27 protein-coding genes are annotated in these 25,963 nt (G+C 67.1%); 7 read left to right on the top strand and 20 right to left on the bottom strand.

The annotated features are described in order from the left end of the window. Positions 1-69 precede the first annotated feature (69 nt). Entirely contained in the window at positions 70-393 is a 324-nt protein-coding gene (locus tag VF194_RS19490; protein WP_330892877.1) for a hypothetical protein, read from the top strand. 57 nt (positions 394-450) lie between these two features. Here VF194_RS19490 and lepA read toward each other — a convergent pair whose 3' ends face one another. The 3 genes from lepA to VF194_RS19475 form a co-directional block, all read right to left on the bottom strand. Further along, on the bottom strand, positions 451-2,256 hold the full coding sequence (gene lepA, locus VF194_RS19485; RefSeq protein ID WP_330892876.1) for a translation elongation factor 4: 1,806 nt from the start codon (positions 2,254-2,256) through the stop codon (positions 451-453). Positions 2,257-2,266: 10 nt separating this feature from the next. After that, positions 2,267-2,749 (bottom strand): PaaI family thioesterase, encoded by a 483-nt coding sequence (locus VF194_RS19480; RefSeq protein ID WP_330892875.1) that lies wholly within the window; start codon positions 2,747-2,749, stop codon positions 2,267-2,269. A 408-nt stretch (positions 2,750-3,157) separates the two neighbouring features. Further along, a complete protein-coding gene (locus VF194_RS19475) occupies positions 3,158-5,368 on the bottom strand; it encodes an alpha-galactosidase (RefSeq protein ID WP_330892874.1) in 2,211 nt (736 codons plus the stop codon). 122 nt (positions 5,369-5,490) lie between these two features. Here VF194_RS19475 and VF194_RS19470 point away from each other — a divergent pair, with 122 nt between their 5' ends. Further along, positions 5,491-6,672, top strand: a complete 1,182-nt coding sequence (locus tag VF194_RS19470; RefSeq protein WP_330892873.1) for an aromatic ring-hydroxylating dioxygenase subunit alpha — start codon at positions 5,491-5,493, stop codon at positions 6,670-6,672. Between the two features lie 37 nt (positions 6,673-6,709). On the opposite strand, the gene VF194_RS19465 is transcribed toward VF194_RS19470, so the two are convergent. From VF194_RS19465 to rpmI, 5 genes are all read right to left on the bottom strand, one after another. Continuing rightward, complete coding sequence (locus VF194_RS19465; RefSeq protein WP_330892872.1) at positions 6,710-8,404, bottom strand: carbamoyltransferase C-terminal domain-containing protein; 1,695 nt, start codon at positions 8,402-8,404, stop codon at positions 6,710-6,712. Between the two features lie 13 nt (positions 8,405-8,417). Next, entirely contained in the window at positions 8,418-10,829 is a 2,412-nt protein-coding gene (pheT, locus tag VF194_RS19460) for a phenylalanine--tRNA ligase subunit beta (RefSeq protein ID WP_330892871.1), read from the bottom strand. Then, a complete protein-coding gene (gene pheS / locus VF194_RS19455) occupies positions 10,826-11,911 on the bottom strand; it encodes a phenylalanine--tRNA ligase subunit alpha (protein WP_330892870.1) in 1,086 nt (361 codons plus the stop codon). Before pheS ends, pheT begins: the two co-directional genes overlap by 4 nt. A 105-nt stretch (positions 11,912-12,016) precedes the next feature. Further along, complete coding sequence (gene rplT / locus VF194_RS19450; RefSeq protein WP_330892869.1) at positions 12,017-12,385, bottom strand: 50S ribosomal protein L20; 369 nt, start codon at positions 12,383-12,385, stop codon at positions 12,017-12,019. Positions 12,386-12,404: 19 nt separating this feature from the next. Next, the gene (gene rpmI / locus VF194_RS19445) at positions 12,405-12,605 is read right to left on the bottom strand and encodes a 50S ribosomal protein L35 (RefSeq protein ID WP_330892868.1); all 201 of its coding nucleotides are present in this window, start codon (positions 12,603-12,605) and stop codon (positions 12,405-12,407) included. A gap of 653 nt (positions 12,606-13,258) precedes the next feature. On the opposite strand from rpmI, the gene VF194_RS19440 reads away from it, so the two are divergent. Further along, positions 13,259-14,011: a DEAD/DEAH box helicase gene (locus tag VF194_RS19440; RefSeq protein WP_330892867.1), complete on the top strand. Its 753-nt coding sequence runs from the start codon at positions 13,259-13,261 to the stop codon at positions 14,009-14,011. Between the two features lie 174 nt (positions 14,012-14,185). Beyond that, on the top strand, positions 14,186-15,127 hold the full coding sequence (locus VF194_RS19435) for a class I SAM-dependent methyltransferase (RefSeq protein ID WP_330892866.1): 942 nt from the start codon (positions 14,186-14,188) through the stop codon (positions 15,125-15,127). A gap of 83 nt (positions 15,128-15,210) precedes the next feature. Here the strand turns inward: VF194_RS19435 and VF194_RS19430 are convergent, their stop codons facing one another. The 12 genes from VF194_RS19430 to VF194_RS19375 all read right to left on the bottom strand — a co-directional run bounded on the left by VF194_RS19430 (position 15,211) and on the right by VF194_RS19375 (position 23,860). Beyond that, positions 15,211-15,696, bottom strand: coding sequence for a F0F1 ATP synthase subunit B (locus VF194_RS19430; RefSeq protein WP_330892864.1), 486 nt, complete (start codon positions 15,694-15,696; stop codon positions 15,211-15,213). A 13-nt stretch (positions 15,697-15,709) separates the two neighbouring features. Next, positions 15,710-16,201: a F0F1 ATP synthase subunit B' gene (locus VF194_RS19425; protein WP_330892863.1), complete on the bottom strand. Its 492-nt coding sequence runs from the start codon at positions 16,199-16,201 to the stop codon at positions 15,710-15,712. 5 nt (positions 16,202-16,206) lie between these two features. Further along, entirely contained in the window at positions 16,207-16,431 is a 225-nt protein-coding gene (locus VF194_RS19420) for a F0F1 ATP synthase subunit C (RefSeq protein ID WP_330892862.1), read from the bottom strand. 56 nt (positions 16,432-16,487) lie between these two features. Continuing rightward, positions 16,488-17,255, bottom strand: coding sequence for a F0F1 ATP synthase subunit A (locus tag VF194_RS19415; protein ID WP_414656129.1), 768 nt, complete (start codon positions 17,253-17,255; stop codon positions 16,488-16,490). Between the two features lie 2 nt (positions 17,256-17,257). Further along, entirely contained in the window at positions 17,258-17,698 is a 441-nt protein-coding gene (locus tag VF194_RS19410; protein ID WP_330892860.1) for an AtpZ/AtpI family protein, read from the bottom strand. Positions 17,699-18,075: 377 nt separating this feature from the next. Next, positions 18,076-18,660: a PAS domain-containing protein gene (locus tag VF194_RS19405; protein ID WP_330892859.1), complete on the bottom strand. Its 585-nt coding sequence runs from the start codon at positions 18,658-18,660 to the stop codon at positions 18,076-18,078. A gap of 165 nt (positions 18,661-18,825) precedes the next feature. Beyond that, a complete protein-coding gene (locus VF194_RS19400; RefSeq protein ID WP_330892858.1) occupies positions 18,826-19,617 on the bottom strand; it encodes a molybdopterin-synthase adenylyltransferase MoeB in 792 nt (263 codons plus the stop codon). 8 nt (positions 19,618-19,625) lie between these two features. Beyond that, the gene (cysK, locus tag VF194_RS19395; RefSeq protein ID WP_330892856.1) at positions 19,626-20,606 is read right to left on the bottom strand and encodes a cysteine synthase A; all 981 of its coding nucleotides are present in this window, start codon (positions 20,604-20,606) and stop codon (positions 19,626-19,628) included. A gap of 111 nt (positions 20,607-20,717) precedes the next feature. Beyond that, on the bottom strand, positions 20,718-21,170 hold the full coding sequence (locus VF194_RS19390) for an Rrf2 family transcriptional regulator (protein ID WP_330892855.1): 453 nt from the start codon (positions 21,168-21,170) through the stop codon (positions 20,718-20,720). Positions 21,171-21,174: 4 nt separating this feature from the next. Continuing rightward, entirely contained in the window at positions 21,175-21,663 is a 489-nt protein-coding gene (dut, locus tag VF194_RS19385) for a dUTP diphosphatase (RefSeq protein ID WP_330892854.1), read from the bottom strand. Further along, the gene (gene coaBC, locus VF194_RS19380; protein ID WP_330892853.1) at positions 21,660-22,955 is read right to left on the bottom strand and encodes a bifunctional phosphopantothenoylcysteine decarboxylase/phosphopantothenate--cysteine ligase CoaBC; all 1,296 of its coding nucleotides are present in this window, start codon (positions 22,953-22,955) and stop codon (positions 21,660-21,662) included. Before coaBC ends, dut begins: the two co-directional genes overlap by 4 nt. A gap of 164 nt (positions 22,956-23,119) precedes the next feature. After that, positions 23,120-23,860, bottom strand: a complete 741-nt coding sequence (locus tag VF194_RS19375) for an SDR family oxidoreductase (RefSeq protein ID WP_330892852.1) — start codon at positions 23,858-23,860, stop codon at positions 23,120-23,122. Between the two features lie 148 nt (positions 23,861-24,008). Between VF194_RS19375 and VF194_RS19370 the strand changes: the two genes are divergently transcribed. The 3 genes from VF194_RS19370 to fdxA form a co-directional block, all read left to right on the top strand. Next, positions 24,009-25,142, top strand: coding sequence for a carboxylate-amine ligase (locus tag VF194_RS19370; protein ID WP_330892851.1), 1,134 nt, complete (start codon positions 24,009-24,011; stop codon positions 25,140-25,142). A gap of 63 nt (positions 25,143-25,205) precedes the next feature. Next, positions 25,206-25,517 (top strand): RNA-binding S4 domain-containing protein, encoded by a 312-nt coding sequence (locus tag VF194_RS19365; protein WP_330892849.1) that lies wholly within the window; start codon positions 25,206-25,208, stop codon positions 25,515-25,517. A 134-nt stretch (positions 25,518-25,651) separates the two neighbouring features. After that, on the top strand, positions 25,652-25,963 hold a 312-nt coding region (gene fdxA, locus VF194_RS19360; RefSeq protein ID WP_330892848.1), incomplete at its 3' end, for a ferredoxin FdxA.

Genomic DNA, 25,963 nt, shown 5'->3' with positions numbered 1-25,963 from the left:
ACGAATTTGCAATGCGCCCCGGCCTGCGGTTAAGCTGTTGCCTCCACACGCGAATCGCAGGGATCCGCCATGCTGCTGGGACGCCTCTTGGGCTGGCTTTCGATCGCGCTGGCGCTGCTGGCCTTCGGCGGCGACTGCCTGCGCTGGCTGCAGAGCGGCAGCCTGCAATTCGCCGCCCTGGGCGAATTGTGGTACCGCCTGCATCCGGGCAGCCTCAACCTCGCCCAGGCCGTGATCCAGCGCTACCTGTTCCCGCAGCTCTGGGATCCCGGGATCGTCACCATCCTGACCTGGCCGGCGGCGGCCGTGCTCGGCGGGCTGGGCATCATCCTGCTGATCGTCTTCCGCAAGCGCGCCTCGCGGCCGCGGCCGCGCTTCGGCGCGCTGTCGTAAGGGCCGCCCTGACCCGGCGCATTCTGGTCGGGGACACCCTGGTCCGGAGCGCCCGCCCTACTGCTCGGGCATCTTGAGCGCGGCGATGAAGGCTTCCTGCGGAATCTCCACATTGCCGACATTGCGCATGCGCTTCTTGCCTTCCTTCTGCTTCTCCAGCAGCTTGCGCTTGCGGGTGATGTCGCCGCCGTAGCATTTCGCCAGCACGTCCTTGCGCAGGGCCGAGATATCCTCGCGGGCGATGATGCGCCCGCCGATCGCGGCCTGGATGGCGATCTTGAACATCTGGCGCGGGATCAGTTCCTTCAGCCGCTCGCACAGCTGGCGGCCGCGCGCTTCGGCGCGGCTCTGGTGCACGATGGTGGCGAGCGCATCGACCTGCTCGCCGTTCACCAGGATCGTCATCTTCACCAGCTGGCCCGGCTCGTAGCCGTCCATCTGGTAATCGAAACTGGCATAGCCGCGGCTGACCGATTTCAGCCGGTCGTAGAAATCGAATACCACCTCGTTGAGCGGCAGGCGGTAGACCACCATGGCGCGGTTGCCGGCATAGGTCAGCTCGATCTGGCGGCCGCGCTTGTCCTCGCACAGCTTCAGGATGCTGCCGAGATGTTCGTCCGGCACCATGATGGTGGCCTTGATCCACGGCTCGTCGATATGGTCGATCTTCATAGGATCGGGCATGTCGGCGGGATTGTGCACGTCCTGCACCGTGCCGTCGGTCATGTGCACGTGATAGACCACGCTCGGCGCCGTGGTGATCAGGTCGAGATGGAATTCGCGCTCCAGCCGCTCCTGGATGATCTCCAGATGCAGAAGGCCGAGGAAGCCGCAGCGGAAGCCGAAGCCCAGAGCCGCCGAGCTTTCCATCTCGAAATGGAAGCTGGCATCGTTCAGGCGCAGCTTGGCGAGGCTGTCGCGCAGCTCGGTGAAGGCGCCGGCATCGACCGGATACAGGCCGCAGAACACCACCGGGATCGAGGGCTTGAAGCCGGGCAGCGCCTCGGCGGCCGGCCGCTTCTCCTCGGTGATGGTATCGCCCACGGAGGTATCGGCCACTTCCTTGATGGCGGCGGTGAACCAGCCCATCTCGCCGGGGCCGAGCTCGTCGACCAGGACCTTCTTCGGCGTGGTGACGCCGACGCGCTCGACCGGATGCACGGCGCCGGAGGACATGAACTTGATCTTCATGCCCTTCCTGATCACGCCGTCGACGACGCGGAACAGCACGACGACGCCGAGATAGGCATCGTACCAGCTATCGACCAGCAGCGCCTTGAGCGGCGCGTTGCGATCGCCCTTGGGCGGCGGCAGCCGGGTGACCAGCGCCTCCAGCACCTTGTCGACGCCAAGCCCGGTCTTGGCCGAAATCTCGACCGCGTCCGAGGCATCCAGGCCGATGACATCCTCGATCTGCTGCTTCACCCGGTCGGGCTCGGCGGCCGGCAGATCGATCTTGTTGAGCACCGGCACGATCTCGTGATTGGCGTCCAGCGCCTGATAGACATTGGCAAGCGTCTGCGCCTCGACGCCCTGCGAGGCGTCGACCACCAGCAGCGAGCCTTCGCAGGCGGCCAGCGAGCGGCTGACCTCGTAGGCGAAGTCGACATGGCCGGGCGTGTCCATCAGGTTCAGGACGTAGGTATTGCCGTCCTTGGCCTTGTAGTTCAGCCGCACCGTCTGCGCCTTGATGGTGATGCCGCGCTCCTTCTCGATATCCATGCTGTCGAGGATCTGCTCGCTCATCTCGCGCTTTTCCAGCCCGCCGCAGGTTTCGATCAGGCGGTCGGCCAGGGTCGACTTGCCGTGGTCGATATGGGCGATGATCGAGAAGTTGCGGATCAGCTTGGGATCGGTGGCCACTGGAACTGCCTCAACCGAACAGGCTCAGGACATCCGCCTCGCGGCTCTCCTGCGCCGGAATCTTCATGATGCCGGATGCGCGCAGGCATGGCGCGCCATCGGCGGTGATCAGGCAATCGGCAAAGCCGAGATTGCGCGTCTGGCGCAGCAGGCGGCCTCTGCCTTCCACCCAGCTGCCGAGCTTGGCCGGGCCGACATAATCGCCGGCCAGGTTCACCGTCGGCATGAATTTCCTGCCGCCGGCGGCGACCGAGCAGGTGAAGCCCAGCAGCATGTCTGCGAAGGTCATCAGCATGCCGCCATGGCAGACCATCATCGGGTTGCAATGGCGCTCTTCCACGCGGAAGCCCATCACCGGCAGGCCATCCTCCGCGTGCAGATAGCCATAAAGCGGCCCGTTCACCGCCATGAAGCCCATGAACTTCAGCGGCTTGAACCCGGCCGGAATGGCGGCTGCGGCGGCAGCGGATAGGGGTGTCTGGGGTGCGTTCATCGGCGGGGGTTGTAGCACTGGCCGGCAGGCGCGGCAACGCGGCCCGGGCGGCGGGATTCTGCACGCGCTGTCAGGAACTTGGCCGAAGGTTCGGGCATTGCCGGCCTCCTCTCGTCCCGTTCCGTCAGCGGTTTCGGCAAAGCCTTGCGGTCATCCGCGCCGGTCGCATCCGGGCCGGTTCCGTCCGCTTTGAGTCGGGTTCAGGCCGATTCCGGTCGGATTCAGGTCGATTGGAGGCGGATTCGGGCCGGTTCGGGGCGGATAGCGTTCATTTCTCGTTCTGCACAATTCAAAACACAACCCTCCTTATTCAGGGCGTTAACGTCGAATTATGAGTACATAATACGTACAAAATGGGTAAATAATCAACCTCCCAGTCGCCCTGCGCCTATCCCCGCCACGCAATGATCAGCCAGGGAGCGCCTCCACCATGCATAGCTCCGAGCGGAATGGCGCGGACAGCGCCAGGTCCAGGCCCGCCGCAAGCTCTGCGCCGCCGGCCTCGGACGCGTGGTCGGGGAAGAAGGTCACCCGGTAGCGCCGCGCCGCCTGCAGGCCCGGCAGGGCAAAGCGGCGCCTGGCCTGCCCGCCGGCCAGGCGGAAGGCGAACAGAGCGCCCGACAGCCCGTCCTTGGCGGCATACCACATCGCCGCCCAGCCATCCTCCGGACCGGCGGCACTGCCATCGAAGCCGGGCGCCGGGGTCAGCGCATACTGATCGCCATGATGGATGATGGCGCGCAGCCTGGCCTTGTAGAGCGCGATATGCGCGGCGGCCAGCTCGGTATCCGCCGCCAGCCAGCGGTTGATCGGCGCGCTGATGCCGAAGCTGCCCAGCATGGCGGCGCGCAGGCGGAAGGCGAGATCGCCGCGCGGATCGATCATGGCGGCGCGCTCGTCCGCCCCCGCCGCGCCGCCCGGCCAGTCGATCAGCCAGTCGTTGCAGACCACCGGCGGATGCGCCAGCCGCGTGCCGAAATGGATCGCCAGCTTCTTCACGGCGACCGGCTGGTCGCTGATCCAGTTGAGATGCGCATGCGAGAGGATGCCGCCATCCATGCGCCCGCCGCCGCCGGCGCACATCTCGATGATCAGGTCCGGAAAGGCCGCGCGGATATCGTCGAGCAGCTGATACAGCCCCTTGTAATGCGATACCAGCGGCGCCTCGGAGATCAGGTCCTTCGGCAGGGTCGGCGCCCAGCCGCCCGCGCCGATCGAGGCGTTGAAATCCCATTTCAGCCAGTCGACGCCGATGAGGCGCAGCAGCCGCGTGACGCGATCGAAGACATGCCGGCGCGCCGCCGGCACGCCGAGATGGAGCACGGCGCGCTGATCCGCCGGCGGCAGATGGCCGTCGATATGATGCAGCCATTCCGGATGCGCGCTGCGGATCGCCGAGGCCGGCGCGATCACCTCGGGCTCGAACCACAGCCCGAACAGCAGGCCCGCATCGCGGCAGCGCTCCGCCAGTTCGCGCAGGCCATTCGGAAAGCGCAGGCGGCTGACATGCCAGTCGCCGGTGCGCTGGTCCCAGCCGGCTTCCGATTCCCCTTCGTCGGTGCGGTACCAGCCGGCATCGACCACGAAAGCCTCGCAGCCCAGGGCCTTGACCTGCGGCACCAGCGGCAGCAGGGCGGTGGCGGTCGGCTCGCCGGGATAGGGATACCAGCTGTTATATTGCACCGGGATGATGCGGTCGGGATCGGGCCGATGGGCGCGGCGGTAATCGTGCAGCCGCCGGGTGGCGGCATCGAGCCCGCCCTCGAAGCGGCCGAACAGCACCTCCGGCAGAGCGAGACTGTCGCCGGCGCGCAGGCGGTGGCGGAAGCGCCAGTTGCTGAAGCCGCCGAGCAGGGTGGCGCCCGCCGCATGCGGAATCACATCGAGCGACCAGTTGCCCGACCACAGGATCTGGCACAGATAGGTCGCCGCCCCGGCGCGCAGGGCGACATAGGGCTGCTCGGCGAAACCGGTCTTGCCGGCGCGGCTTTCCAGGCTGATCGCGGCGGCGCCGGGCCGGATGCGCCGGATTCCGAATTCCTCCATCCAGCGGCCGGTCAAATGGACGATCTGTTCGACCGGCTCGTGCAGGCTGAAGGCGAAGCCGAGCGTGGCGCGGATATCGACCTCGTCCGGCCCGCCGCGATGCCGCAGCAGCGTCCGCCGCGACAGGATGCCGCTCGCCGCGTCATAGGCAAGCTGCACCTCGGCGTCGAGCGGTTCATCCTCGGCCTGCAGCACAAGCCGCTGCGCGAAGCTATCCGGTTCGTCCCAGGATGCAAGCCGCCAGGAGACGGCGCTGCGGCGCGATCCGACCGCCACCATCGGCCCATCGGCATCGTCGGCGATCTTCACTGCCGGGCCGTGCGGCGCATCCGGCGCGAAGCAATCGATCGCCAGCGCCGGTCCATCCAGGGTGACGACATAGCGGGCCGACGGACAGATCCAGACACGGCTTTCGAGCGGGGCGGCGGCTTTCGCGGGCGCCCGCGTCCCGGCCTGCGTTTCCGTCTGGGCCCCCGTCTGGGCCCAGGCCAGCCGGGACAGCGATGCCCCGCCGGCCAGGGTCGCGCTGACGGCGAGGAAATCACGGCGATGCAGGGGGAAGCGGCCGGCCATGCCGACAAGATAGTGCGGCCTGCCGGTTCCGCCCGCATGTCTTACCGCAAGGGAAAGGCGTTTTACCGCTTGCCTTTCGCCCGCTCTGTGCTTGGCTAGGCCGAATCAGCGGGAGGAAGGTCATGGATTACGCTCCGCATCTGGCGCAATGCCGCCGGCTGCTCGCGCTCATGCAGGACGATGGAGACGTCCTGCCGGCGGAGGTGTTTCACATGACGCCCGATGTCTATTGGAGGCCGGAGCATTTCGCGCTGGAACGCGAGCGCCTGTTCTTCCGCGCCCCGCTGGTGCTGGGCCATGCGGCATTGCTGCCCAGGCCGGGCGATACGCTGGTGCTCGACGTGCTCGGCCAGCCGCTGCTGCTGGTGCGCGGACGCGACCGGCAGATCCGCGGCTTCCTCAATGTCTGCCGCCATCGCGGCACAAGGCTGTGCAACGCCAAGGAGGGCGAGGGCGGCGAGGTGCTGCACAGGACGAATTTCACCTGCCGGTATCACAACTGGGTCTACGACCTCGACGGCCGGCTGAAGCATGTGCCGCTGGAGGACGCCTTCCCCGGACTGGATCGCGCCGCCTATGGCCTGACGCGGATTCCGCTCGCCGTGCGCGAGGGCGTCATCTTCGGCATGATCGACCCGGACGCGACGATGGATATCGACGGCTTCCTCGCCGGCATCGACGGCGATCTCGCCGCCCACGGCTTCGGCGGCATGCATGTCTATGCGCGCCGGCTGGCGCGCCGCAAGGCGAACTGGAAGCTGATCATGGATGCCTTCCTGGAAAGCTACCATGTCGTGCGGCTGCATCAGAGCACCATCGCGCCTTTCTTCATGGACAAGATGGCGGTGATGGACCGGCTCGGGCCGCATCAGCGCAGCCTGCTGGCACGGCAGGAATTCGTCGAACTCGCCGATCTGCCGGAAGCCGCCTGGGACGGCCGGCGGCATTGCACATTCGCCTATGCGATCTTCCCCAACACCATTCTCGTGCTCAGCCCGGATTACACCAGCATGCTGACCATGTATCCGGAAGCCGCCGACCAGACGCTGTACTGCCATACCATGCTGACGCCGCATGCGCCGCGCGATGCCAAGGAAGACGATCACTGGCGGCGCTCGCTGGAACTGATCGAAGGCGGCGTATTCCAGGCGGAAGACCTGTTCATCGCCGAGCAGGCGCAGATCGGCATGGCCTCCGGCGCCAACAAGACGATGGTCTATGGCCGCTTCGAGGCCAGCATCCGCAGCTTCCATGAAAGCGTGGATGAATGGACCGGCGCGCGCAGCGTGGTGGAAACGCGGTAGTCCGTCGCCCCGCCTCGCTTATAGTCGCCTATCGGACCTACTCCCCGCGCTCCCACACCGCGTGTTCGGTGACGATGTAATCGACGCGGTTTTCGGCCAGCAGCCGCAGCGCATCGGCCGGCGCATCGAGCGGCGCGCTGCGGCCGACCTGGATCGGCAGGCCGAGCAGGGCCGGCAGCCCGGATTGCGCGGCATAGGCCTCCAGCAGATCGCTGAATTGCGGCTCCAGATCGGGATCGACCGGATAGGGCCGGCACAGGAAATCCGGCGCCATCGCGGCGGGCAGGCGCGCGCGCCAGCGGGCGGCGAGCGGCGCGGCGACGGCTTGCGCGAGGCTGTCGGGCAGACGGTCGGCATAGGGCGGCCTGAAGACCTCCGCGGCCTGCCGGCGCGGGGTCAGCACCAGCGGCATCGTCGCCTCGGGCCGGTTCAGCCGCTGGCAGACTTCACTGGCCATGCCCGCGGCGGCGCCGGAAAACAGAACCAGGCGGGCCGGCACGCCGCGGGCGCCGAAAGCCTGGCGGCCGTAGAAGGCGACGCTTCTGCCGATATTGAGCAAAGCCGCGGCGGCCGGCCAGGGCTCCTGACTGACCATGCGACAGCCGGCATTGCCGAGCACCGGGTCGATATCGGCGCCATAGTCGCGGCCGGACGGAATCGGCGGCAGCGGCGCGCGACGGCGCAGCCATTCGTCCACGCCGTCGCGCTGCAGAAGAAAATGCAGCACGCCGCCGAGCAGGCCGGCCTCCGCCGCGTCCGGATGCAGCATGATGCGCTCGGCGCCATGGCGCATCATCAGGGCGTGCGCAAGCCGCGGATTGGCGAACAGATCGCCGCCCAGCGCCAGGCGGCTCATTTCATGGCGCTGCAGCAGGCGCTCGATCGCCTGGCCGAGCGCGTCCTGCAGCATCTTCTGCAGCGATGCCGCGACGAAAGCCGGCGGATGGCCTTCCGCCAGGCCGCGCAGCCATTTCGCGGCACCGCCCTCGCGGCTGAAATCGGTCCGGATATGTCCCTCGTCGTCGAGCTTGACATGCGCCAGCAGCGCCTGCGCCAGGATCGGCTCGCCATAGGCCGCGAGCGCGAACAAGGCCTCGGCATCGGGCAGGCCAAGCCCCTCGACGGCCAGCGCGATCAGCCGCCCGAGCGGATCGGGGCCGGCCGAGGCCGGCTCGTCGCCATGGAGATCCGCCAGCCGGCCGCCTTCCAGGATACGCGCGCTATAGGCCGCGCCGTCCGTCCTGCTATCGGCGCCGAAGATCAGCGCTTCCTGCCAATCGGTCTGAAACAGCGGCAGCAGGCCCTGCGCCGCCGGCGCGGCATGGAAGCGCACCGGGATATGCCGGTTGAGGCCGAGATCGCCGAGCAGGCCGGGCGCATCCAGCATCGCCTCCGCCGCAGCCGCGCCGCTGCGCCGGCATTCCTCCGCCAGGCTGATCGGCGCATCGCGGCCGATCAGGCGGCCAAGGCCGCGGCCGAGCCGGCGCTTCAGCGGCAGGCCGCTGAAATAGCGGCCGGGAAAAACGCCATGCGACAGCGCCAGCCCGCCGACATCGCTGCGCAGGGCGCCGGCGATCTCCAGGCACAGTTCGACCGCTTCGGCCGGCAGGCGGCCGCCGTCATGGCCGATGCCGCTGACGCGCGCCAGCGGCACCACGGCCAATGGGCGATACTCGTCGAACAGGGCGGCGCCAGCATCCCGCCATCCGGAATGGATGCCGAGGATGAGCATGCCGCCGCCTCACCTAGCCACGCAGGACGGCGCCGCAGGCCCTGCCGGCCGCGGCGACGATCTTCTGCGCCACGGAATCTATCTCGGCATCGGTGAGCGTCTGCTGCTGCGGCTCGAGCCGCACGGTGAGCGCCAGCGACTTCTTGCCCTCGGGAATGCCCTGGCCGGCGAAGACGTCGAAAACGCCGACGCGGGCGATCAGCACCTTGTCGGCGCCGCGCACGGCCTTCAGCAGGGTCTCTGCCGGCAGGGCGGCATCGACGATGAAGGCGAAGTCGCGCTCGACCGCCTGGAATTCCGACAGCTTCAGCGCCGGCTTGGTGCGGCCGCCGCCCTTGGCGGCGCGCGGCTGCGGGGCGCGGTCGAGGAAGATCTCGAAGGCGACCAGCGGGCCTTTCACGTCCATCGCCTGCAGGATGCGCGGATGCAGTTCGCCGAAATTGGCCAGAACGGTCTTCGGCCCGAGCCGCAGGGTGCCCGAGCGGCCGGGATGATACCAGTCCGGCGCGCCGTCCATCACCATGAGCTGCTCGACCGGCAGGCCGAGCGCAGCCAGCGCGGCCAGGGCGTCCGCCTTGGCGTCATAGGCATCGACCGGGCGCGGCCGGTCGCGCCAATGCCGGGGGCCGCTCTGGCCGCGGCGGATGCCGCTGGCCGCCGTCATCTGGCCGTCGGCATTCGGCGCCGCGTATTGCGGCCCGACCTCGAACAGCGCGACATCGGCGTTGCCGCGATCCATGTTGCGCTTCGCCGCCGCGATCAGGCCCGGCAGGATCGAGGGCCGCATCGCATCCATGTCGGCGCTGATCGGATTGACCAGGATCAGCTCGGGCTGGCCGCCGCCGAACAGCGCCGCGTCGGTGCGCCTGATGAACGAATAGGTCACCGCCTCGACCAGTCCGCGCGCCGCCAGGGCGCGGCGGGCGAGGCGCACGCGGCGCTGCGCCAGGCTGACGGCGGGCAGCGGCACGGCGCGCAGCTGCGGCAGCGGCTCAGCCGGGATGGCGTCGAAGCCGTGCAGCCGCGCGATCTCCTCGACCAGATCGGCCTCGCCGTCGATATCCGGCCGCCAGGAGGGCGGCCGCACCGAGAGCGTCGCGCCGGTCCGCTCGACCGCGAAGCCGAGCGATTGCAGGATTTCGACCTGGCGCTCGACGGGCAGGTCGAAGCCGACCAGGCCCTTGAGCCGCGACGGGCGCAGCGCAACGGTCTTCTTCCAGTCCGGCTCCTCGCCGGCGACGACGACCTCGGAGGGCGAGCCGCCGCACAGCGCCAGCACCATGCGGGTGGCGACTTCCATGCCGGACCGCACGAAGCCGGGATCGACGGTGCGCTCGAAGCGATGCCGCGCATCGGAATGGATGCCGAGCTTGCGGCCGGTCGCCGCAGTGCGCACCGGATCGAACCAGGCGCATTCGATGAAGACGTTGGTCGTCTCCGGCGTGCAGCCGGAATGCTCGCCGCCCATGATGCCGGCGATGCTTTCCGGCCCGGCCGCATCGGCGATCACCGTCATCGTCCCGTCGAGCGCATATTCGCGGCCGTCCAGCGCCAGCAGTTTCTCGCCCGGCTTGGCGAACCGCGCGACGATGTCGCCCTTGACCTTGTCGGCATCGAAGACGTGCAGCGGCCGGCCGAGATCGTAGGTGATGAAGTTGGTGATATCGACCAGGGCCGAAATCGGGCGCAGGCCGATCGCCTTCAGCCGCTGCTGCAGCCAGAGCGGCGACGGGCCGTTCTTCACGCCCTTCACATGACGGCCGACGAAGATGGCGCAGGCCCTGGCCTCCTCGGGCGGGAAGACGCAATGCACGCCGATCGGGCTCTTGAAGGCGCCGGCGACGGCAGAGGTATCGAGCGGCTTGAGGGTGCCGAGGCCGGCGGCAGCGAGGTCGCGGGCAATGCCGCGCACGCCCAGACAATCCCCCCTGTTCGGCGTCAGCTTGATCTCGATCACGGGATCGTCGAGGCCCATGACGGAGGCAAACGGCGCGCCGGTCGGCGCATCCTGCGGCAGGTCGATGATGCCGGTATGCTCGTCCGTCAGGCCCATTTCGCGTTCCGAGCAGAGCATGCCGTTGGAGGCGACGCCGCGGATGGTGGCGGCCTTCAGCAGCATCTGCGTGCCGGGAATGGTGGAGCCGACGGGGGCGAAGACGCCCTTCATGCCGGCGCGGGCATTCGGCGCGCCGCAGACGACCTGGAAGGTTTCCTTGCCGGTGAAGACCTCGCAAACCCGCAGCTTGTCGGCATTGGGATGCTGCTCGGCCTTCTTGACTTCGGCGACGACGAAGGGCGCATACAGCGCGGCGCGGTCGGTGACGCCCTCGACCTCGAGACCGATGGCGGTCAGCTTTTCGGTGATCTGCTCCAGCGTCGCGGCCGTATCGAGATGGCTTTTCAGCCAGGCGAGCGTGAATTTCATCGCGCCACCCCCTGACCCAGGGTCGGCAGGTCGAGCGGCACGAAACCGTAATGCTTCAGCCAGCGCAGATCGGCGTCGAAGAAGCCGCGCAGGTCGGGAATGCCGTATTTCAACATGGCGATGCGGTCGATGCCCATGCCCCAGGCGAAGCCCTGCCATTCATTCGGATCGATGCCGCAATATTGCAGCACGCGCGGGTTGACCATGCCGCAGCCCAGGATTTCGAGCCAGTCGTTGCCTTCGCCGACGCGCAGCACGCCGCCTTCGCGCGAGCAGTTGATGTCGACTTCCGCCGACGGCTCGGTAAAGGGGAAATAGCTCGGCCGGAAACGCATCTTCACATTGTCGGTCTCGAAGAAGGCCTTGCAGAACTCGACCAGGGTTCCCTTGAGATGGCCCATATGGGTGGCGCGATCGATCACCAGCCCCTCGATCTGATGGAACATCGGCGTATGGGTCATGTCGTAGTCGCTGCGATAGGTGCGGCCCGGCACGACGATGCGATAGGGCGGCGGCCCGCTTTCCATCGTGCGCACCTGCACCGGCGAGGTATGCGTGCGCAGCACCATCTGCTCGCCGTCGCTCTGGCGCGGCGGCAGATAGAAGGTGTCCTGCATCTGCCGCGCCGGATGCTCGGGCGGAATGTTCAGCGCCGTGAAATTGTGGAAGTCGTCCTCGATATCGGGGCCTTCGGCGATCGTGAAGCCCATCGCCGCGAAAATCTCGGTGATCTCGTCGATCACCTGGCTGACCGGATGGATGCGGCCCTGCGCCTCGGCGCTCTCGTTGAGCGGCAGGGTCATGTCGAGCGTTTCGGCCTTCAGCCGGGCGGCGATGGCGGCATCCGCCAGCACGCTGCGGCGCGTCTCGATCTCCGCCGTCAGCCGCTCCTTCACCTCGTTCAGATGCTGCGCCCGCGCCTTGCGCTCGTCCGGGCTCAAGCCGCCGAGTTCCTTCAGCGCGGCGGAAAGCCAGCCCTTCTTGCCCAGGATGCCGATGCGCGCCTCTTCCAGCGCGTCCAGGCTCTCGGCGGCGGCAATGGCGCGTTCGGCATCGGCCGCCAGCGTGGTGATCTCAGTCATCGTTTCTCTTTACCCCAGCTGCGCGCCATAAAAAACAAAGGGGGCCGTTGGGTAACGGCCCCCTTCGCAAACGGTCGCGCTTAAATGTTGGCGAGTCGAGGGCCGTCAGGCCGCCTTGGCGGGCAGGGCGGCTTTCGCCTGCGCCACCAGGGCGTTGAACGCCTCGGGCTCGTGCACCGCCAGATCGGCCAGCACCTTGCGGTCGATCTCGACGCCGGCGAGCGCGAGGCCGTTGATAAATCGGCCATAGGTCAGGCCCTGCTCGCGGGCGGCGGCGTTGATGCGCTGGATCCACAGCGAACGGAAATTGCGCTTCTTGGCGCGGCGGTCGCGGAACGCGTATTGCAGTCCCTTCTCGACCTTCTCGATCGCGACGCGAAAGACGGTGGAATTGCGGCCGCGATAGCCCTTGGCGAGCTTCAGGACCTTCTTGTGGCGGGCATGGGCGGTAACGCCCCGTTTGACACGTGCCATGGCGGTCTACTCCTTCGGCTCAGGCGTTCGGCAGATAGTTTTTGATGATCTTGCGCGCATCACCCTCGAACACGATCGCGGTGCCGCGATGGTTGCGGATCTGCTTGTTGGTGCGCTTGATCATGCCGTGACGCTTGCCCGCATGGGCGCGCTTGACCTTGCCTGTGGCAGTCAGCTTGAAGCGCTTTTTCGCGGCGCTCTTGGTCTTCAACTTGGGCATTTCAGTACCTCCGAAGGTATGGAGTGATCTTCAAGGCGAACTCGGCAGCCCGCTGGGAAGCGGATCATCCGTCCCAAAGCCGGAACGCCCGATACGAGGGCGGGGTTTTAGCCGCCCGGTCAGGGCTTTGCAACCGGAATCGCGGCAAAATCTGGCAATGCCGCCGCGCCTGTTTCACATATCCGGGATGGGTATCGCCGGCCGGCGACTCGCCGGCCGCCGGAATCGGCCGCCGCAGCCCGCCTGCCGCCGCCGCACCACCCGCAGTGGTATTGGAAGGGTCGATTCGCGGCTGTCGAGAGTTTTTGGCCCGGGGCTGCGAAAAACCACGATTCGCGTACGGACTGGTACAAAATTTACTTGAAAAACATCAGATTAAGACTACATCACAGTGCGAAGGCAGGCACCCGATTGGAAGACAGTTTACCCGCTGCGCGTGATTGTCGCATCAAGAGGTTTCGCACTTGCAAAACCATAATGCGCCGCTAGTATCACGCGGGTTCGCGGTCTCCGCCGGACGCCGCTGTCCCAATGTTCCGGCCATTCTGGCTTCCGAGACAGCCGCCTTGTTCGCCGCCGCGCTTCCGGCGCTGCCGGACAGGAGAGAGTTGTCATCCCGGCGGCCAGGCCGCGTGAACCAAGATTGAAGACTGATGTTGAACGCTGTCCAATTCTCGCAACTCGATCTCGTAGAACCCATTCAGCGCGCGCTGACCGCCGAAAAGCATGTCGCGCCGACGCCGATCCAGGCGAAAGCGATCCCGCATCTGTTGCAAGGCCGCGATCTCCTGGGTCAGGCGGAAGCCGGCGCCGGCAAGACCGTCGCATTCACGCTGCCGATCCTGCAGCATCTGTCGATCGACCGCCATCCGGCCGGCGCCCGCAAGGCCCGCGCCCTGATCCTGACCACCTCGCGCGAGCGCGTGCAGCATATCCAGGAAAGCTTCCGCGCCTATGGCCGCTTCGTGCGGCTCAGCCAGGCCACCGTCTACGAAGGCCCGGGCAAGGCGGCGCAGGCGCAGGCCCTCTCGCGCGGCATCGACATCCTGATCGGCACGCCGGGCCGCGTGGTCGAGCTGCTCAATGCCGGCCAGCTCGAACTGAACAAACTCGAGATCATGGTGCTGGACGAGACCGACCGCATGCTGGAGCTGGGCGTGACCAACGAGCTGCGCACCGTCTTCGAGGCGGCGCCGAGCGAGCGTCAGACCGTGGTCTTCGCCACGACCTTGCCGGCCGAGATCAAGCAGCTTGCCGACAGCCTGCTGACCGACCCGGTCACCGTGCTGGCCAACCCGCCGGCGCCGCGGCTGATCACCACGGCCCAGTCGGCCCGCATCCGCGATTCGGAAGCGCGCCGCCGGGTGCGCGATTTGCTGCCGCAGCGCATCGCCGGACGCCGCTGAAGCCAACGTTACCAAAAATCAAACCCTCCCAGGCGCCCGCAGAAATGCGGGCGCTTGCGTATGGGCATACCTTGGGCCAGACTCGCCCGGCGAGCCTTAAGGCGGCAGCTGGCAAGGAAAAATAAACCACCCGCATTGCAGGCTCGTGGTTCACCGGCATGCAGGTGTGGTTTGGTGGTAAAGGAGCTGGAGCAGAGCCAAGACCCGACCTGGCGCGACAAGCTGCGCGCCTGGTGGCATGGCGACGACTATGTCATGCGCCACATGGTGCAGGACTATTCCACGCGCCCGCAGCAGCAGCCGGTCATCATCGAGCCGGAAAAGCCGGTCCTGGAACTGCCCACCATCGAACGCTGGACGCCGCGGCGGCAGCAGATCGTGCAGAAGCTGTTCGGCGACGGCTTCAACCAGCCCGGCGGCGAAGAGCTGATGAGGCCGCTGATCTCGCCGCTCGGCCTCAATCCGAACATGTCGATCACCGAACTGGGCTGCGGCATGGGCGGCATGAGCCGGATGATGGCGCGCGAGGGCCTGTGGATCGACGCCTACGAGCCGGATACCGACCTGGCCGGGGCCGCCACCGAATTCGCCCGCAGCCAGGGCGTGAAGCAGCATATCAACATCAAGACGCAGCCGCTGGACGAGCTGCAGATCAAGCGCAAGAGCGTCGACGTCGTCCTCTCCAAGGACGGCCTGATGTCGGCGCAGGACAAGCGCCTGCTGCTGGCCAAGATCCGCGCCGCCATGAAGCCGGGCGGACAGCTCATGTTCACCGACTTTCTGCTCACCGGCCCGACCGAAAGCCGCACCTACGAGGTCTGGTGGGAGCGCGAGCCGGTCAAGCCGCATCTGCTGACCCCCGAGGGCCTGCAATCCGAGCTGGAGAGCCTGAACTTCATCATCTGCTACATGGAGGATGTGACCCAGGAGCTCAAAAGCACCGTGATCGCCTCGTTCGCCAAATACGCCGAGGAAGTGAAGCTGCTCGGCAAGCTGGCCAACGAGAACGAGCGCGACTGGGTCATTTCCGAGGGCGAGCACTGGGCGATCCGCATCAGCGCCATGGACGCCAACATCATCCGGCTCTACCGTGTCTATTGCCGCGTGATGGATTGAAGCCGGGCTTCATTTCGGATCGAGCAACGAAAAGGGCCGCAGAAACCTGCGGCCCCTTCGATTTTTTGCGATGGCGCGGCGGCTCAGTGCAGCTTGGCCTTGACGTCGCCGATGGCGCGGTCGATCTGGGCCGCGGCGGCGGCGCCCTGCATCGAGTCCGCCAGCACCTGGCCGGCGGCGGCGATGGCCACCTCGACCGCGGTGTTGCGCACATCCTGCAGGGCCAGCTTCTCGGCCTGGGCGATCTTGTCCTCGGCCTGGCGGCGGCGGCGCTGCAGGCTTTCGGCCAGTTCGGCCTGCGCCTGCTTGGCCAGCAGCTTGGCCTCCGACTCGGCGGCGGCGATGATCTCCTCGGCTTCCTTCAGCGCGTTGCGCTGCTTGCGCTGATACTCGGCGAAGAGATGCTGCGCCTCGCGATGCAGCCGCTCGGCCTCGTCAAGCTGCTGCTTGATGCGCGCCGCGCGCTCGTCGAGCTGACGGCCCAGCGTGCCCGGCACCTTCAGATACAGGACGATGCCGCAGAAGACGACGAAGGCGACCAGTTCCCAGAAATGCGGATCGTGGAGCATGCGCTATCCTCCGTCAGCCGCGCTTGGCGAGAACATGGTCGACCGCGGCATTCACCGCGGCCTCGGCCGGCGCAGTGCCGCTCAGGCGCGCGACCACGTCGGCGGCGGCCTGGCCGGCCACCGTCTTCAGCGAAGCGAGCGCCTGTTCCTTGGCCGCCTGGATGCGGGCCTCGGCCGCCTTGACCTGGCTGCCGATCTCCGCCTCCACCTTGGCGCGCGCCTCGGTGGCATCGGCGGAGATCTTCGTCCGGGTCTCGCCGGCGATCGCCTGTGCCTTGGCGCGGGCCTGGGCCAGCGCCTGCTCGTATTCGGCGATGGCCTTCTCGGTCTCGCGCTTCAGCCGTGCCGCTTCCTCGAGGTCCTGATCGATGCGCTTCTTGCGCTCGTCGACGACCGCCGAAACCCGCGGCAGCGCCACTTTCGCCATCAGCAGATAGAGGACGACGAAAGTGATCAGCAGCCAGACGAGCTGCGGCAGGAAAGTGGCTGTTTCGAGCTGAGGCATCTAACTCAGACGAACAGGATCAGCAGCGCGATCAGCAGCGAGAAGATGCCGAGCGCTTCGGTCACCGCGAAGCCCAGCATCAGGTTGCCGAACAGCTTCGGGGCGGCGCCCGGATTGCGCAGCGCGCTGTTGAGGAAGTTCGCGAAGATCAGGCCCACGCCGATGGCGGCGCCACCCATGCCGATCGCCGCAATGCCGGCACCGATCATCTTAGCTGCAGCAAGATCCATGATACTCATCCTTTCTAGGTTTGAACTCGATTGACGAAAATTCCGATACGCGGACTTCAGTGGTGTTCCATGTTGACCGCTTCGCTCAGGTAAAGGCAGGACAGGATGGCGAAGACATAGGCCTGCAGGAAGGCGATCAGGAATTCGAGCGCGGTGAGCGCGGTGACCATGATCAGCGGCAGCACGCCGCTGACGGCGAGAATGCCGCCCAGCGCGATCATCGAGCCGACGAAGCCGGCGAAGACCATCAGCGTGGTATGGCCGGCCAGCATGTTGGCGCCGAGACGGAGGCTGAGGCTGACCGGGCGGGTCAGATACGAGATCACCTCGATGGGCACGATCAGCGGGGCCAGCCACATCGGCACGCCGTCCGGCATGAAATGCGTGAAGAAATGGATGCCGTTGCGCACGATGGCGATGATGGTGACGCCGATGAAGACGACCAGCGCGAGCGCGAAGGTGATGATGATGTGGCTGGTCGGCGTGAAGCTGTAGGGGATCATCCCGAGCATGTTGCAGAACAGGATGAACATGAACAGCGAGAAGATGAATGGGAAGTATTCCCGGCCGTTGCCGCCGACATTGTCGCGCACCATGTTGGCGACGAATTCATAGGACAGCTCGGCGACCGATTGCAGCCGGCCCGGCACCAGGCTGCGGCTGCGCATGCCGTAGACCATCAGCAGCGTGACCGCCAGCACCGACAGCAGCATGAACAGCGCTGAGTTGGTGAACGAGAAGGCATGGAGCTGACCGCCATCGCCGCAAAAGGCGAGGCATTTCACTTTGAACTGCTCGAGCGGGCTGTGATGCGCTTCGGCCAAAGTCAATCCCCTTCCGTCTTCTCGCCGGCCGCCGCCGCGGCGTCGTCCGCCTGCTGCTGCGCCTGCATCCGCATCGCTGTACGGATCGCGGTCCACATGGCCGTTGCGATCCCCAGCAGAATGAATCCCAGCAGACCCCACGGCGCGCTGCCCAGCCAGCGGTCAACCCACCAGCCGATGAACACGCATACGCCGACCGCCGCCACCATCTCGATCGCCAGCGACCAGGCCTTGCCAACCTGGCGCATCGATCGCGGGTCGCTGCGCTCCGCCGCCGCCCTGCGCGAGCCCGCCTGCCGCTCCTGCACGGCCGCCAGGTCGCGGCCCAGGCGCGAAAGCGCCTCTGCATCGGTGTCGGAAGGCGGATGCGGCGATGGCGATCCGCTGCCCGCGGTTCCGCCCTCGCGGGCGGACTGGGGTGGACGTTTCTCCTGTTCGGCCATGGCTCAAAGCTCCGGCGCGTAAGAAGCAGCCGCCCCCCGCAAAGCGGGCGCACCATAGAAATCCCCCCTTTTCCCGTCAAGGTGCGGAGGCGCCCCGGATAAGTTGCGAATCGTTTGCATCTGCCAAATCAAGTCCTTTGTAACCTTACGCTTTTCATCGGCTATTTTCCGTTTCCGCCGCGCCGGCGCCGCCGCCTGGGCCGGCGCCGCCGGTCCGGCAGTTCATGCTGCGACATTCCGCCGCACCTGCGGCCTTCCGCAGGATGGGGCTCCGAATCTCGCCGGTGGACGGCCGGCTCGCCCGGGGTGACATGCGGGACTGCGTGACGGCCGATCGTCTCAACAACGACCAACAACCGCCATTCCGGCCCAGCGGATTACCCCCTTGGGGGTAATGACGCCGGCGGCGGATCGCGCGGCAGATCCTTGCAGGGATAATAGGTCACCTCCGGGCCGATATGCGGCGCGACTTCCGCCTCGGTGACCGGGTTGAAATGATAGAGCGACAGGCCGAACAGGCCCCAGGGCCGGCCGGCGTCGTCGCAGAGCGGCACCACCAGGCGATCGGCCGCCTTCGCCGCCGTTTCGCCCGCCGCCCCCCTATGGCGATGGCCGACATGTACCGCCGGTTCGGTGACGATGCGGCGATAGATGCGCTGCGCCCGCGCCGCCGCCGGCGCCGCCATGAATTGCTGCGGCGTCTTGTGCATCAGGCTGGTGCCCCAGGCTTCGTTGATCTTCTCGCCCGACAGGGTGCAGACGAAAAGGTCGGCCGCCGCGTCGTAGCGCATGAGATAGACATGCGGCAGGCAAGGCTTGAGGATGGTCGGATCGATGGCCCGGCGCGGCATCGCTAGGCCGGTGCGGCGCTCGGCCCAATAGCGCAGGAACAGCCCGAAGCGGGCATCGGCGAATTCCGGCCAGCAGCCCGGCGGCCCGTTCGGACCGTCAACCTCTGCCATGTCCGCCACCTGCCGCGCTCCCGCAAACGCTACCCGCCACCTAAGCTATGCGAGATGCAGGACGTCGTCGAGATGCGCAAAGCAGGCGTCCGGCGCCGACCGCAAGGCGCAGCCGCAAGCCGCGCCTACCGCGTTATGCAGCCGTCGAAGGCAGGCGGGCGGCCTTCACTGCGAACCGCCGGCCTGGCCCGCGGGAGCCGCTTTCGCGCCGCAGGTGCGGCACAGGGGGTCGCGCCGCAGACGGACGGTTCGGAAATCGCCGCGCAAAGCGTCATAGAGCAGCAGGCGGCCCGAGAGGCTGTCGCCGAGGCCGAGCAGTTCCTTGATCACCTCGAGCGCCTGCAGGCTGCCCATGACGCCGCCCAGCGCGCCGAGCACGCCGGCTTCCGAACAGGCCGGAATGCTGCCCGGCGGCGGCGGTGCGGGAAAGACGCAGCGATAGCAGGGATGCGGCTCGCCCAGATGCGCCTTGAAGGTCGAGAGCTGTCCGTCGAAGCGCAGGATCGCCGCCGTGACCAGGGTCTTGTTCAGCCGGTAGCAGGTATCGTTGACCAGGAAGCGGGTGTCGAAATTGTCCGAGCCGTCGGCGACGATGTCGTAGCCGCCGATCAGCGTCGCGGCATTCTCCGCCGTCAGACGCTCGGTATGCTCGATCACCCGGATATGCGGGTTCAGCGCCGAGATCGCGACCGCCGCGCTTTCCGTCTTCTTCTGGCCCAGCCGCTCGGTCGTGTGCAGCACCTGGCGCTGCAGGTTGGACAGCGAGACGGTGTCGTCGTCGACGATGCCGAGCGTGCCGATCCCGGCGGCGGCGAGATAAAGCAGCACAGGCGAGCCCAGCCCGCCGGCGCCGATCACCAGCACGCGGGCTTCCTTCAGCTTCTGCTGGCCGGCGCCGCCGACCTCCGGCAGGATCACGTGCCGGGCATAGCGTTCCAGCTCGTCCCTGCTGAACACGTCCGGCCTCAGAGCCCGTCGAACAGCGGCGTCGACAGATAGCGTTCGGCGAAGGACGGGATGACCACCACCACGATCTTGCCTTCCATGCCCGGACGCGCCGCCACTTCCAGCCCGGCCGCAATCGCCGCGCCGGATGAGATGCCGGCCGGGATGCCTTCCAGCCGCGCCATCCTGCGCGAGGTCTCGAAGGCGGTTTCGTTGCCGATGGTGATCACTTCGTCGATCAGACTGGTATCGAGATTGCCGGGGATGAAGCCGGCGCCGAGGCCCTGGATCTTGTGCGGGCCGGGCTTGCCGCCGGAAATCACCGGGCTGTCCTCCGGCTCGACGGCGACCATGCGCAGGCTGGGCTTGCGCTTTTTCAGCACGCCGCCGACGCCGGTCAGCGTGCCGCCGGTGCCGACGCCGGAGATGACGACATCGACCTTGCCGCCGGTATCGGCCCAGATTTCCTCCGCCGTGGTGTTGCGGTGGATTTCCGGATTGGCCGGATTCTCGAATTGCTGCGGCATCACCGAGCCGGGGATTTCCTTCAGCAGTTCGTCGGCGCGGGCCAGCGCGCCCTTCATCCCCATCGCCGCCGGGGTCAATTCGAGCTCGGCGCCGAGGAACTTGAGCATCTTGCGCCGCTCCATCGACATGCTGTCCGGCATCACCAGGATCAGCCGGTAGCCCTTTGCCGCGGCGACGAAGGCCAGCGCGATGCCGGTATTGCCCGAGGTCGGCTCGATGATGGCCGCGCCGGGCTTCAGCTTGCCGCTATTCTCCAGCGCCTCGATCATGGCGATGCCGATGCGGTCCTTCACCGAGGCGAGCGGATTGAAGAATTCCAGCTTGGCCAGCAGCTCGGCCTTGACGCCGGCCTCCTTGGCCAGCCGGTTGATGCGCACCAGCGGCGTGGCGCCGATCGTATCGACGATCGAATCATAGATGCGGCCGCGCGGCGGATTGGGGATGCGGGTGCTGGTCGGGCGGGCTTGCGTCATGGGTCCTCCGGTGGCTCTGCTCGTTCGTCATTCCCGCAGCAGCGGCAATCCGGCTTGTCTTTTGCAAGGCCGGGCTCCCGCCTCTGCGGGAGCGACGTCGTCGCGGTTACGTCAAATGGCGAAATCGCCGGCCGGCTCCAGTTCGGCGGCAAGGCCCGCGCGCTCGGCGCGATTGCACAGATCCTCCAGCGTGATCTTGTCGACCTTGGCCATCACCGCGTTCTGGCATTCCTCCCAGATCGGCTGCACGGTGCGGCGGCCGAGATCGGAACCGGCGACAAAGTTCTCCTCGCCATCGGCATCCAGCTCGGAGACGATGCGCACCACCTCGCCCACCGTGATGCGGCGGCGTTCGCGCGCCAGCGTATAGCCGCCGCGCGGGCCGCGTACGCCCTTGAGGACGCCGTTGCGCACCAGATGCTGCATGACCTGTTCGAGATAGCGCTGCGGCACGCCCTGGCGGGCGGCAATGTCCTTCGACTGGACCGGCTCCGGCCGGGCATGGAAGGCGATATCGACGACCGCTTCCAGGGCATGCATGGTGCGTCTTGTGCACTTCAACATGTCTTCATTCTCCTGCTGCTGTCTTGGCCGGCGCCGCAACGCCGGTCGAACCGAAACCGCCCTCGCCGCGCTGCGTCTGCGGCAGCTCGGCGACGGCAATCCATTCCACGCGGCTATAGGCGGCGACGATCAGCTGCGCGATGCGTTCGCCGCGCTGGATGACGAAGGGCTGATCGCCGTGATTGATCAGAATGACGCCGACCTCGCCGCGATAATCGGCATCCACCGTGCCCGGCGCGTTCAGCACGCTGATGCCGTGCTTGAGGGCCAGCCCCGAACGCGGCCGCACCTGGGCCTCGAAACCGGCCGGCACGGCGATCGAGATGCCGGTCGGCACCAGGCGGCGCTCGCCCGGCTTGAGCGTAACCGGCTCGGCGATCGCCGCCAGCAGGTCGAGGCCGGCGGCATCGGGCGTGGCGTAGGCCGGCAGCGGCAGGCCTTCGGCATGCGGCAATCGCCTGATCGGAACATGCAGCGGGACCGGACGGGTCATGCACGGCGTCCTTTACTGAGTTTCGGCTTCGGCAGCTTCACCACGGGCGCAGCCTCCGGAGCGGACCGGTTGAAGAAGGCGCCGATGCGCTCGGCCAGGCGCGCGGCGGCGGCGGTCTTGCTCATCTGCGGCCAGTCTTCGACGCCGCCCTCGCCGCCGCTGCCGTCCTTGCGCACCAGATGGAGCGTGTTGTGGTCGCCGCCGAACGTGCCGGTGCCGGTGCCGACCGCATTGGCGAGAATCCAGTCGCAGCCCTTCGCCGCCAGCTTCTTCCTGGCATTGGCGACGACATTCTCGGTCTCGGCGGCGAAGCCGATCACCAAAGCCGGGCGGCGCCTGGCATCGGTGGTGGCGATCGCGCGCAGGATGTCCGGGTTCTCGGCAAGCTGCAATGTCGGCGGCAATTCGCCGGTCTTCTTCAGCTTCTGCGGCGCTTCGACGGCGACGCGCCAGTCGGCCACGGCGGCGGCGAAGATCGCGGCATCGGCCGGCAGGTTGAGGAAGCAGGCAGAAAACATGTCGCGCGCCGATTCGACATGGATGGTCTTCACGCCGGGCGGATCGGGCAGATTGACCGGCCCGCTCACCAGCACGACCTCGGCGCCGCGCGCCGCCAGGGCGGCGGCGATGGCATGGCCCTGCTTGCCGGAGGAGCGGTTGGCGATATAGCGCACCGGATCGATCGGCTCATGCGTCGGGCCGGAGGTGACGATCACCTTGCGGCCCTTGAGATCCTGCGGCACGGCGGCGGCGCGGAAAAAGGTTTCGACGGCGGCGAGAATCTCGGCCGGCTCGGCCATGCGGCCGGGGCCGTATTCGCCGCAGGCCATGTCGCCGTCATTCGGCCCGACGAAGCGGATGCCGTCGGCCTTGAGCTGCGCCACGTTGCGCTGGGTCGCCGGATGCAGCCACATGCGCAGATTCATCGCCGGCGCCGCCAGCACCGGCTTGTCGGTCGCCAGCAAAACAGTGGCGGCCAGATCGTCGGCAAGGCCGGCCGCCATGCGCGCGAGCAGATCGGCGCTGGCCGGCGCCACCACCAGCAGGTCGGCATCGCGGGACAGCTCGATATGGCCCATCTCGGCTTCGTCGGTCAGCGAGAAAAGCTCGCCATAGACCTTGTCGCCGGACAGCGCCGCCACCGTCAGCGGCGTGACGAACTGGCCGGCGGACTTGCTCATCACGCAGCGCACGGCGGCGCCGCGCTCGCGCAGGCGGCGGATCAGCTCGAGCGACTTGTAGGCGGCAATGCCGCCCGAAATCACCAGAAGGATACGTTTCCCATTCAGCACGTGGCTTTATCCGGAAGTACGTCGTTTGGCTGTGTTAAGCTTACGCCGCCAATCCAGCCCTCACAAGCCCCGCCTGTGGAACGGAGCCATAATTCCTGGCCCGATGCTTGGCCCGTGTCATTTCGGGCGGCGGATTTTAGCGGTTTCCGGCCTTGCGGCGGTGGTCAGACGTGTTGGCCGCCATTGATGTGGATTTCGGCGCCATTCACATAGGAGGAGGTCGGCGTGCAGAGGAAGTAAATGGTCGCCGCCACCTCCTCGGGCTTGCCGAGCCGGTGCATGGGGATTTCGCGGCGCACGATCTCGTCGGTGCCGGGCGAGAGGATGGCGGTGTCGATCTCGCCCGGGGCGATGGCATTGACGCGAATGCCGTGCGGGCCGAATTCCCAGGCCATTTCCCGCGTCAGCGCCGCCAGCGCCGCCTTCGAGGTGGCATAGGCCATGCCGGCGAAGGGATGCACGCGGCTGCCGGCGATCGAGGTGACGTTGACGATCGAGCCCTGCGCCGCCTTCAATTCGTTGAAGAAGCCCCTGGCCAGCAGGGCGACCGAGAACAGATTGACGTTGTAGACCTGCATCAGCGTGTCGAAGCCGGTGTCCAGCACGCCAAGGCGGCTGCCATCGGCGCCCTTCGGCGAGATGCCGGCATTGTTGACCAGCGCATCGAGCTTGCCGTCGGGCAGGCGCTGCTTGAGCGCCTCGATCGCCTCCGGCAGATGGGCGATATCGGCCAGGTCCATCTGCACATGGCTGTCGGCGCCGCCTTCCCAGGGGCAATGCTCGGAAAACGGCTGCCGCGAGACGGTGAATACCCGCCAGCCGGCGGCCGAGAAGCGTTTCACGGTGGCGTGGCCAATACCGCGGCTGGCGCCGGTCAGGATCAGGGTGCGTTGACGGTCGGTCATATCTGCAAATCTATCGCAACGGCGGCAGCGGCGCCAGCGACAGTCCCTTTTGCCGGTCCTTTTGCCGCCGCAGCCGCCGCCATAATGCGGCCTTACAACCGCCGCCTACTGCGCGGGATCCGAGCTGGCCGGAAGGAGCCGGAAGGCGATGCAGTTCAGCTATCCGATCGGGATTGAGGAGGAATACTTCCTCGCCGACCGCAAGACCCGCAATGCCGTGCCGCACATGCCGAAAACGCTGATGCGGCGCTGCGCCGCCGTGCTGGGCGAGCAGGTGCAGACCGAACTTCTGCAGTCGCAGATCGAGGTGGCGACGCCGATCTGCAATTCGCTCGACGATGCGCGCCAGGCCTTGCGGCACTGCCGCGAGGCGCTGGCCGAGGCGGCGGGCGAATTCGATCTCGCGCTGTTCGCCGCCGGCACGCATCCGCTGGCGGAATGGACCGAGCAGAATCCGACCGACAAGCCGCGCTATTACCAGATCGCCGACGATCTGAAATTCCTCGCCCGGCGCAACATGCTTTGCGGCATGCATGTGCATGTCGAGATCGCCGATCCGCATCTGCGCCTCGACGTGATGAACCGCATCCTGCCCTTCCTGCCGGTGCTGCTCGGCCTGAGCGCCTCCTCGCCCTTCTGGCGCAAGCATCCGACCGGGCTGATGGGCTACCGGCTGGCCGCCTATGACGAGCTGCCGCGCACCGGCATTCCGGAATTCTTCGTCAACCTCGCCGACTACAACAACTACGTCGATACGCTGGTGACCGCCGGCGTGATCGAGGACGCCACGCATATCTGGTGGTCGATCCGCCCCTCGCCGCGCTTTCCCACGCTGGAGCTGCGCATCGCCGATTCCTGCACCCATCTGGAGGATACGCTGTGCATCGCCGCGCTGTATCGCTGCCTGGCGCGCGCCTTGCGGCGCCGGCCCGAACTCAACGGCACCTGGCGCAACCATACGCGCCTGCTGATCGAGGAAAATCGCTGGCGCGCCCAGCGCAACGGCACCACCGGCGGCCTGATCGACATCGAGGCCAAGCGCATCGTGCCCTTCGCCGAGGTGGTCGAGCATCTGCTGCAGCTCGTCGAGGAGGATGCCGCGGCGCTGGGCTGCGTGCGCGAAGTGGCGCATGCGCGCCAGATCCTCGCCCGCGGCACCTCGGCGGCACAGCAGATCGCGATCTACCGCCAGGCGCGCGATCAGGGCGCCAGCCGCATCGAGGCCTTGCGGCATGTGATCGACTGGCTGATCGAAACCACCCGGCCTGGCGGGCCCGGCTAGGCGCGCCGGCCGATCGGCGGCGGCACGCTTTTCGCCGCCGCGGCGGCAATTATAATCGGCCGCATGGATATGGATGACATCCCGGCCGGCGGCCTGCGTCTCGACAAATGGCTGTGGATGGCCCGCTTCTGCAAAAGCCGCAGCATCGCCCAGAGCTTTGCGGAGAAAGGCCGCATCCGCATCAATGGCCGCGTCGTCGACAAGCCGCATGCCCTGGTGCGCAGCGGCGACGTGCTGACCCTGCCGCTCGCCGGCGGCGTGCGGGTGGTGCGCATCCTCAGCCTGCCGGTGCGGCGCGGTCCGGCGCCGGAAGCACAATCCGGTTATGTGGAGATCCCAGCTCCGCCTGCGTCGCAACTGCAGCAGGACGGCTGACCTCATAAAACCGTCATGCGGCGGGCCGTCGCGGCGGCAAAGATTGACCCTCCTGGGCCCCTGTGCTACCCGACGGGCCGCCGCCGCCCTAACTGAGCCCGGCAGCGATCCGCCGTCAGCAAGGTATTGTACCGATGACCTATGTGGTGAACGAACAGTGCATCAAGTGCAAATACATGGATTGCGTCGAGGTCTGCCCGGTCGATTGCTTCTATGAAGGCGAGAACATGCTCGTCATTCATCCCGACGAATGCATCGACTGCGGCGTGTGCGAACCGGAATGCCCGGCCGAAGCGATCAAGCCGGACACCGAGAGCGGCCTCGAGAAATGGCTCGCGCTCAACGCCGAATACGCGCCGAAGTGGCCGAACATCACCGAGAACACGGGTGCGCCGCCTGACGCCAAGGAATTCGACGGCGTGCCGGACAAGTTCGAGAAGTTCTTC

The organism is Ferrovibrio sp., from assembly GCF_036381655.1.
In the GTDB taxonomy this organism is placed as follows: Bacteria; Pseudomonadota; Alphaproteobacteria; order Ferrovibrionales; family Ferrovibrionaceae; genus Ferrovibrio.
This window is presented reverse-complemented; position numbering and strand designations above follow the sequence as displayed.

Bases quoted from the DNA above. Each gene is read 5' to 3' on its own strand.
- VF194_RS19475 (WP_330892874.1), bottom strand. From the start codon at position 5,368: ATGGCCGGCCGCTTCCCCCTGCATCGCCGTGATTTCCTCGCCGTCAGC.
- VF194_RS19490 (WP_330892877.1), top strand. From the start codon at position 70: ATGCTGCTGGGACGCCTCTTGGGCTGGCTTTCGATCGCGCTGGCGCTG.
- VF194_RS19370 (WP_330892851.1), top strand. From the start codon at position 24,009: ATGCAGTTCAGCTATCCGATCGGGATTGAGGAGGAATACTTCCTCGCC.
- VF194_RS19365 (WP_330892849.1), top strand. From the start codon at position 25,206: ATGGATATGGATGACATCCCGGCCGGCGGCCTGCGTCTCGACAAATGG.
- dut (WP_330892854.1), bottom strand. From the start codon at position 21,663: ATGACCCGTCCGGTCCCGCTGCATGTTCCGATCAGGCGATTGCCGCAT.
- rplT (WP_330892869.1), bottom strand. From the start codon at position 12,385: ATGGCACGTGTCAAACGGGGCGTTACCGCCCATGCCCGCCACAAGAAG.
- VF194_RS19410 (WP_330892860.1), bottom strand. From the start codon at position 17,698: ATGGCCGAACAGGAGAAACGTCCACCCCAGTCCGCCCGCGAGGGCGGA.
- VF194_RS19375 (WP_330892852.1), bottom strand. From the start codon at position 23,860: ATGACCGACCGTCAACGCACCCTGATCCTGACCGGCGCCAGCCGCGGT.
- VF194_RS19440 (WP_330892867.1), top strand. From the start codon at position 13,259: ATGTTGAACGCTGTCCAATTCTCGCAACTCGATCTCGTAGAACCCATT.
- VF194_RS19430 (WP_330892864.1), bottom strand. From the start codon at position 15,696: ATGCTCCACGATCCGCATTTCTGGGAACTGGTCGCCTTCGTCGTCTTC.
- VF194_RS19420 (WP_330892862.1), bottom strand. From the start codon at position 16,431: ATGGATCTTGCTGCAGCTAAGATGATCGGTGCCGGCATTGCGGCGATC.
- VF194_RS19405 (WP_330892859.1), bottom strand. From the start codon at position 18,660: ATGGCAGAGGTTGACGGTCCGAACGGGCCGCCGGGCTGCTGGCCGGAA.
- VF194_RS19390 (WP_330892855.1), bottom strand. From the start codon at position 21,170: ATGTTGAAGTGCACAAGACGCACCATGCATGCCCTGGAAGCGGTCGTC.
- VF194_RS19425 (WP_330892863.1), bottom strand. From the start codon at position 16,201: ATGCCTCAGCTCGAAACAGCCACTTTCCTGCCGCAGCTCGTCTGGCTG.
- pheT (WP_330892871.1), bottom strand. From the start codon at position 10,829: ATGAAATTCACGCTCGCCTGGCTGAAAAGCCATCTCGATACGGCCGCG.
- pheS (WP_330892870.1), bottom strand. From the start codon at position 11,911: ATGACTGAGATCACCACGCTGGCGGCCGATGCCGAACGCGCCATTGCC.
- VF194_RS19465 (WP_330892872.1), bottom strand. From the start codon at position 8,404: ATGCTCATCCTCGGCATCCATTCCGGATGGCGGGATGCTGGCGCCGCC.
- rpmI (WP_330892868.1), bottom strand. From the start codon at position 12,605: ATGCCCAAGTTGAAGACCAAGAGCGCCGCGAAAAAGCGCTTCAAGCTG.
- VF194_RS19470 (WP_330892873.1), top strand. From the start codon at position 5,491: ATGGATTACGCTCCGCATCTGGCGCAATGCCGCCGGCTGCTCGCGCTC.
- cysK (WP_330892856.1), bottom strand. From the start codon at position 20,606: ATGACGCAAGCCCGCCCGACCAGCACCCGCATCCCCAATCCGCCGCGC.
- VF194_RS19480 (WP_330892875.1), bottom strand. From the start codon at position 2,749: ATGAACGCACCCCAGACACCCCTATCCGCTGCCGCCGCAGCCGCCATT.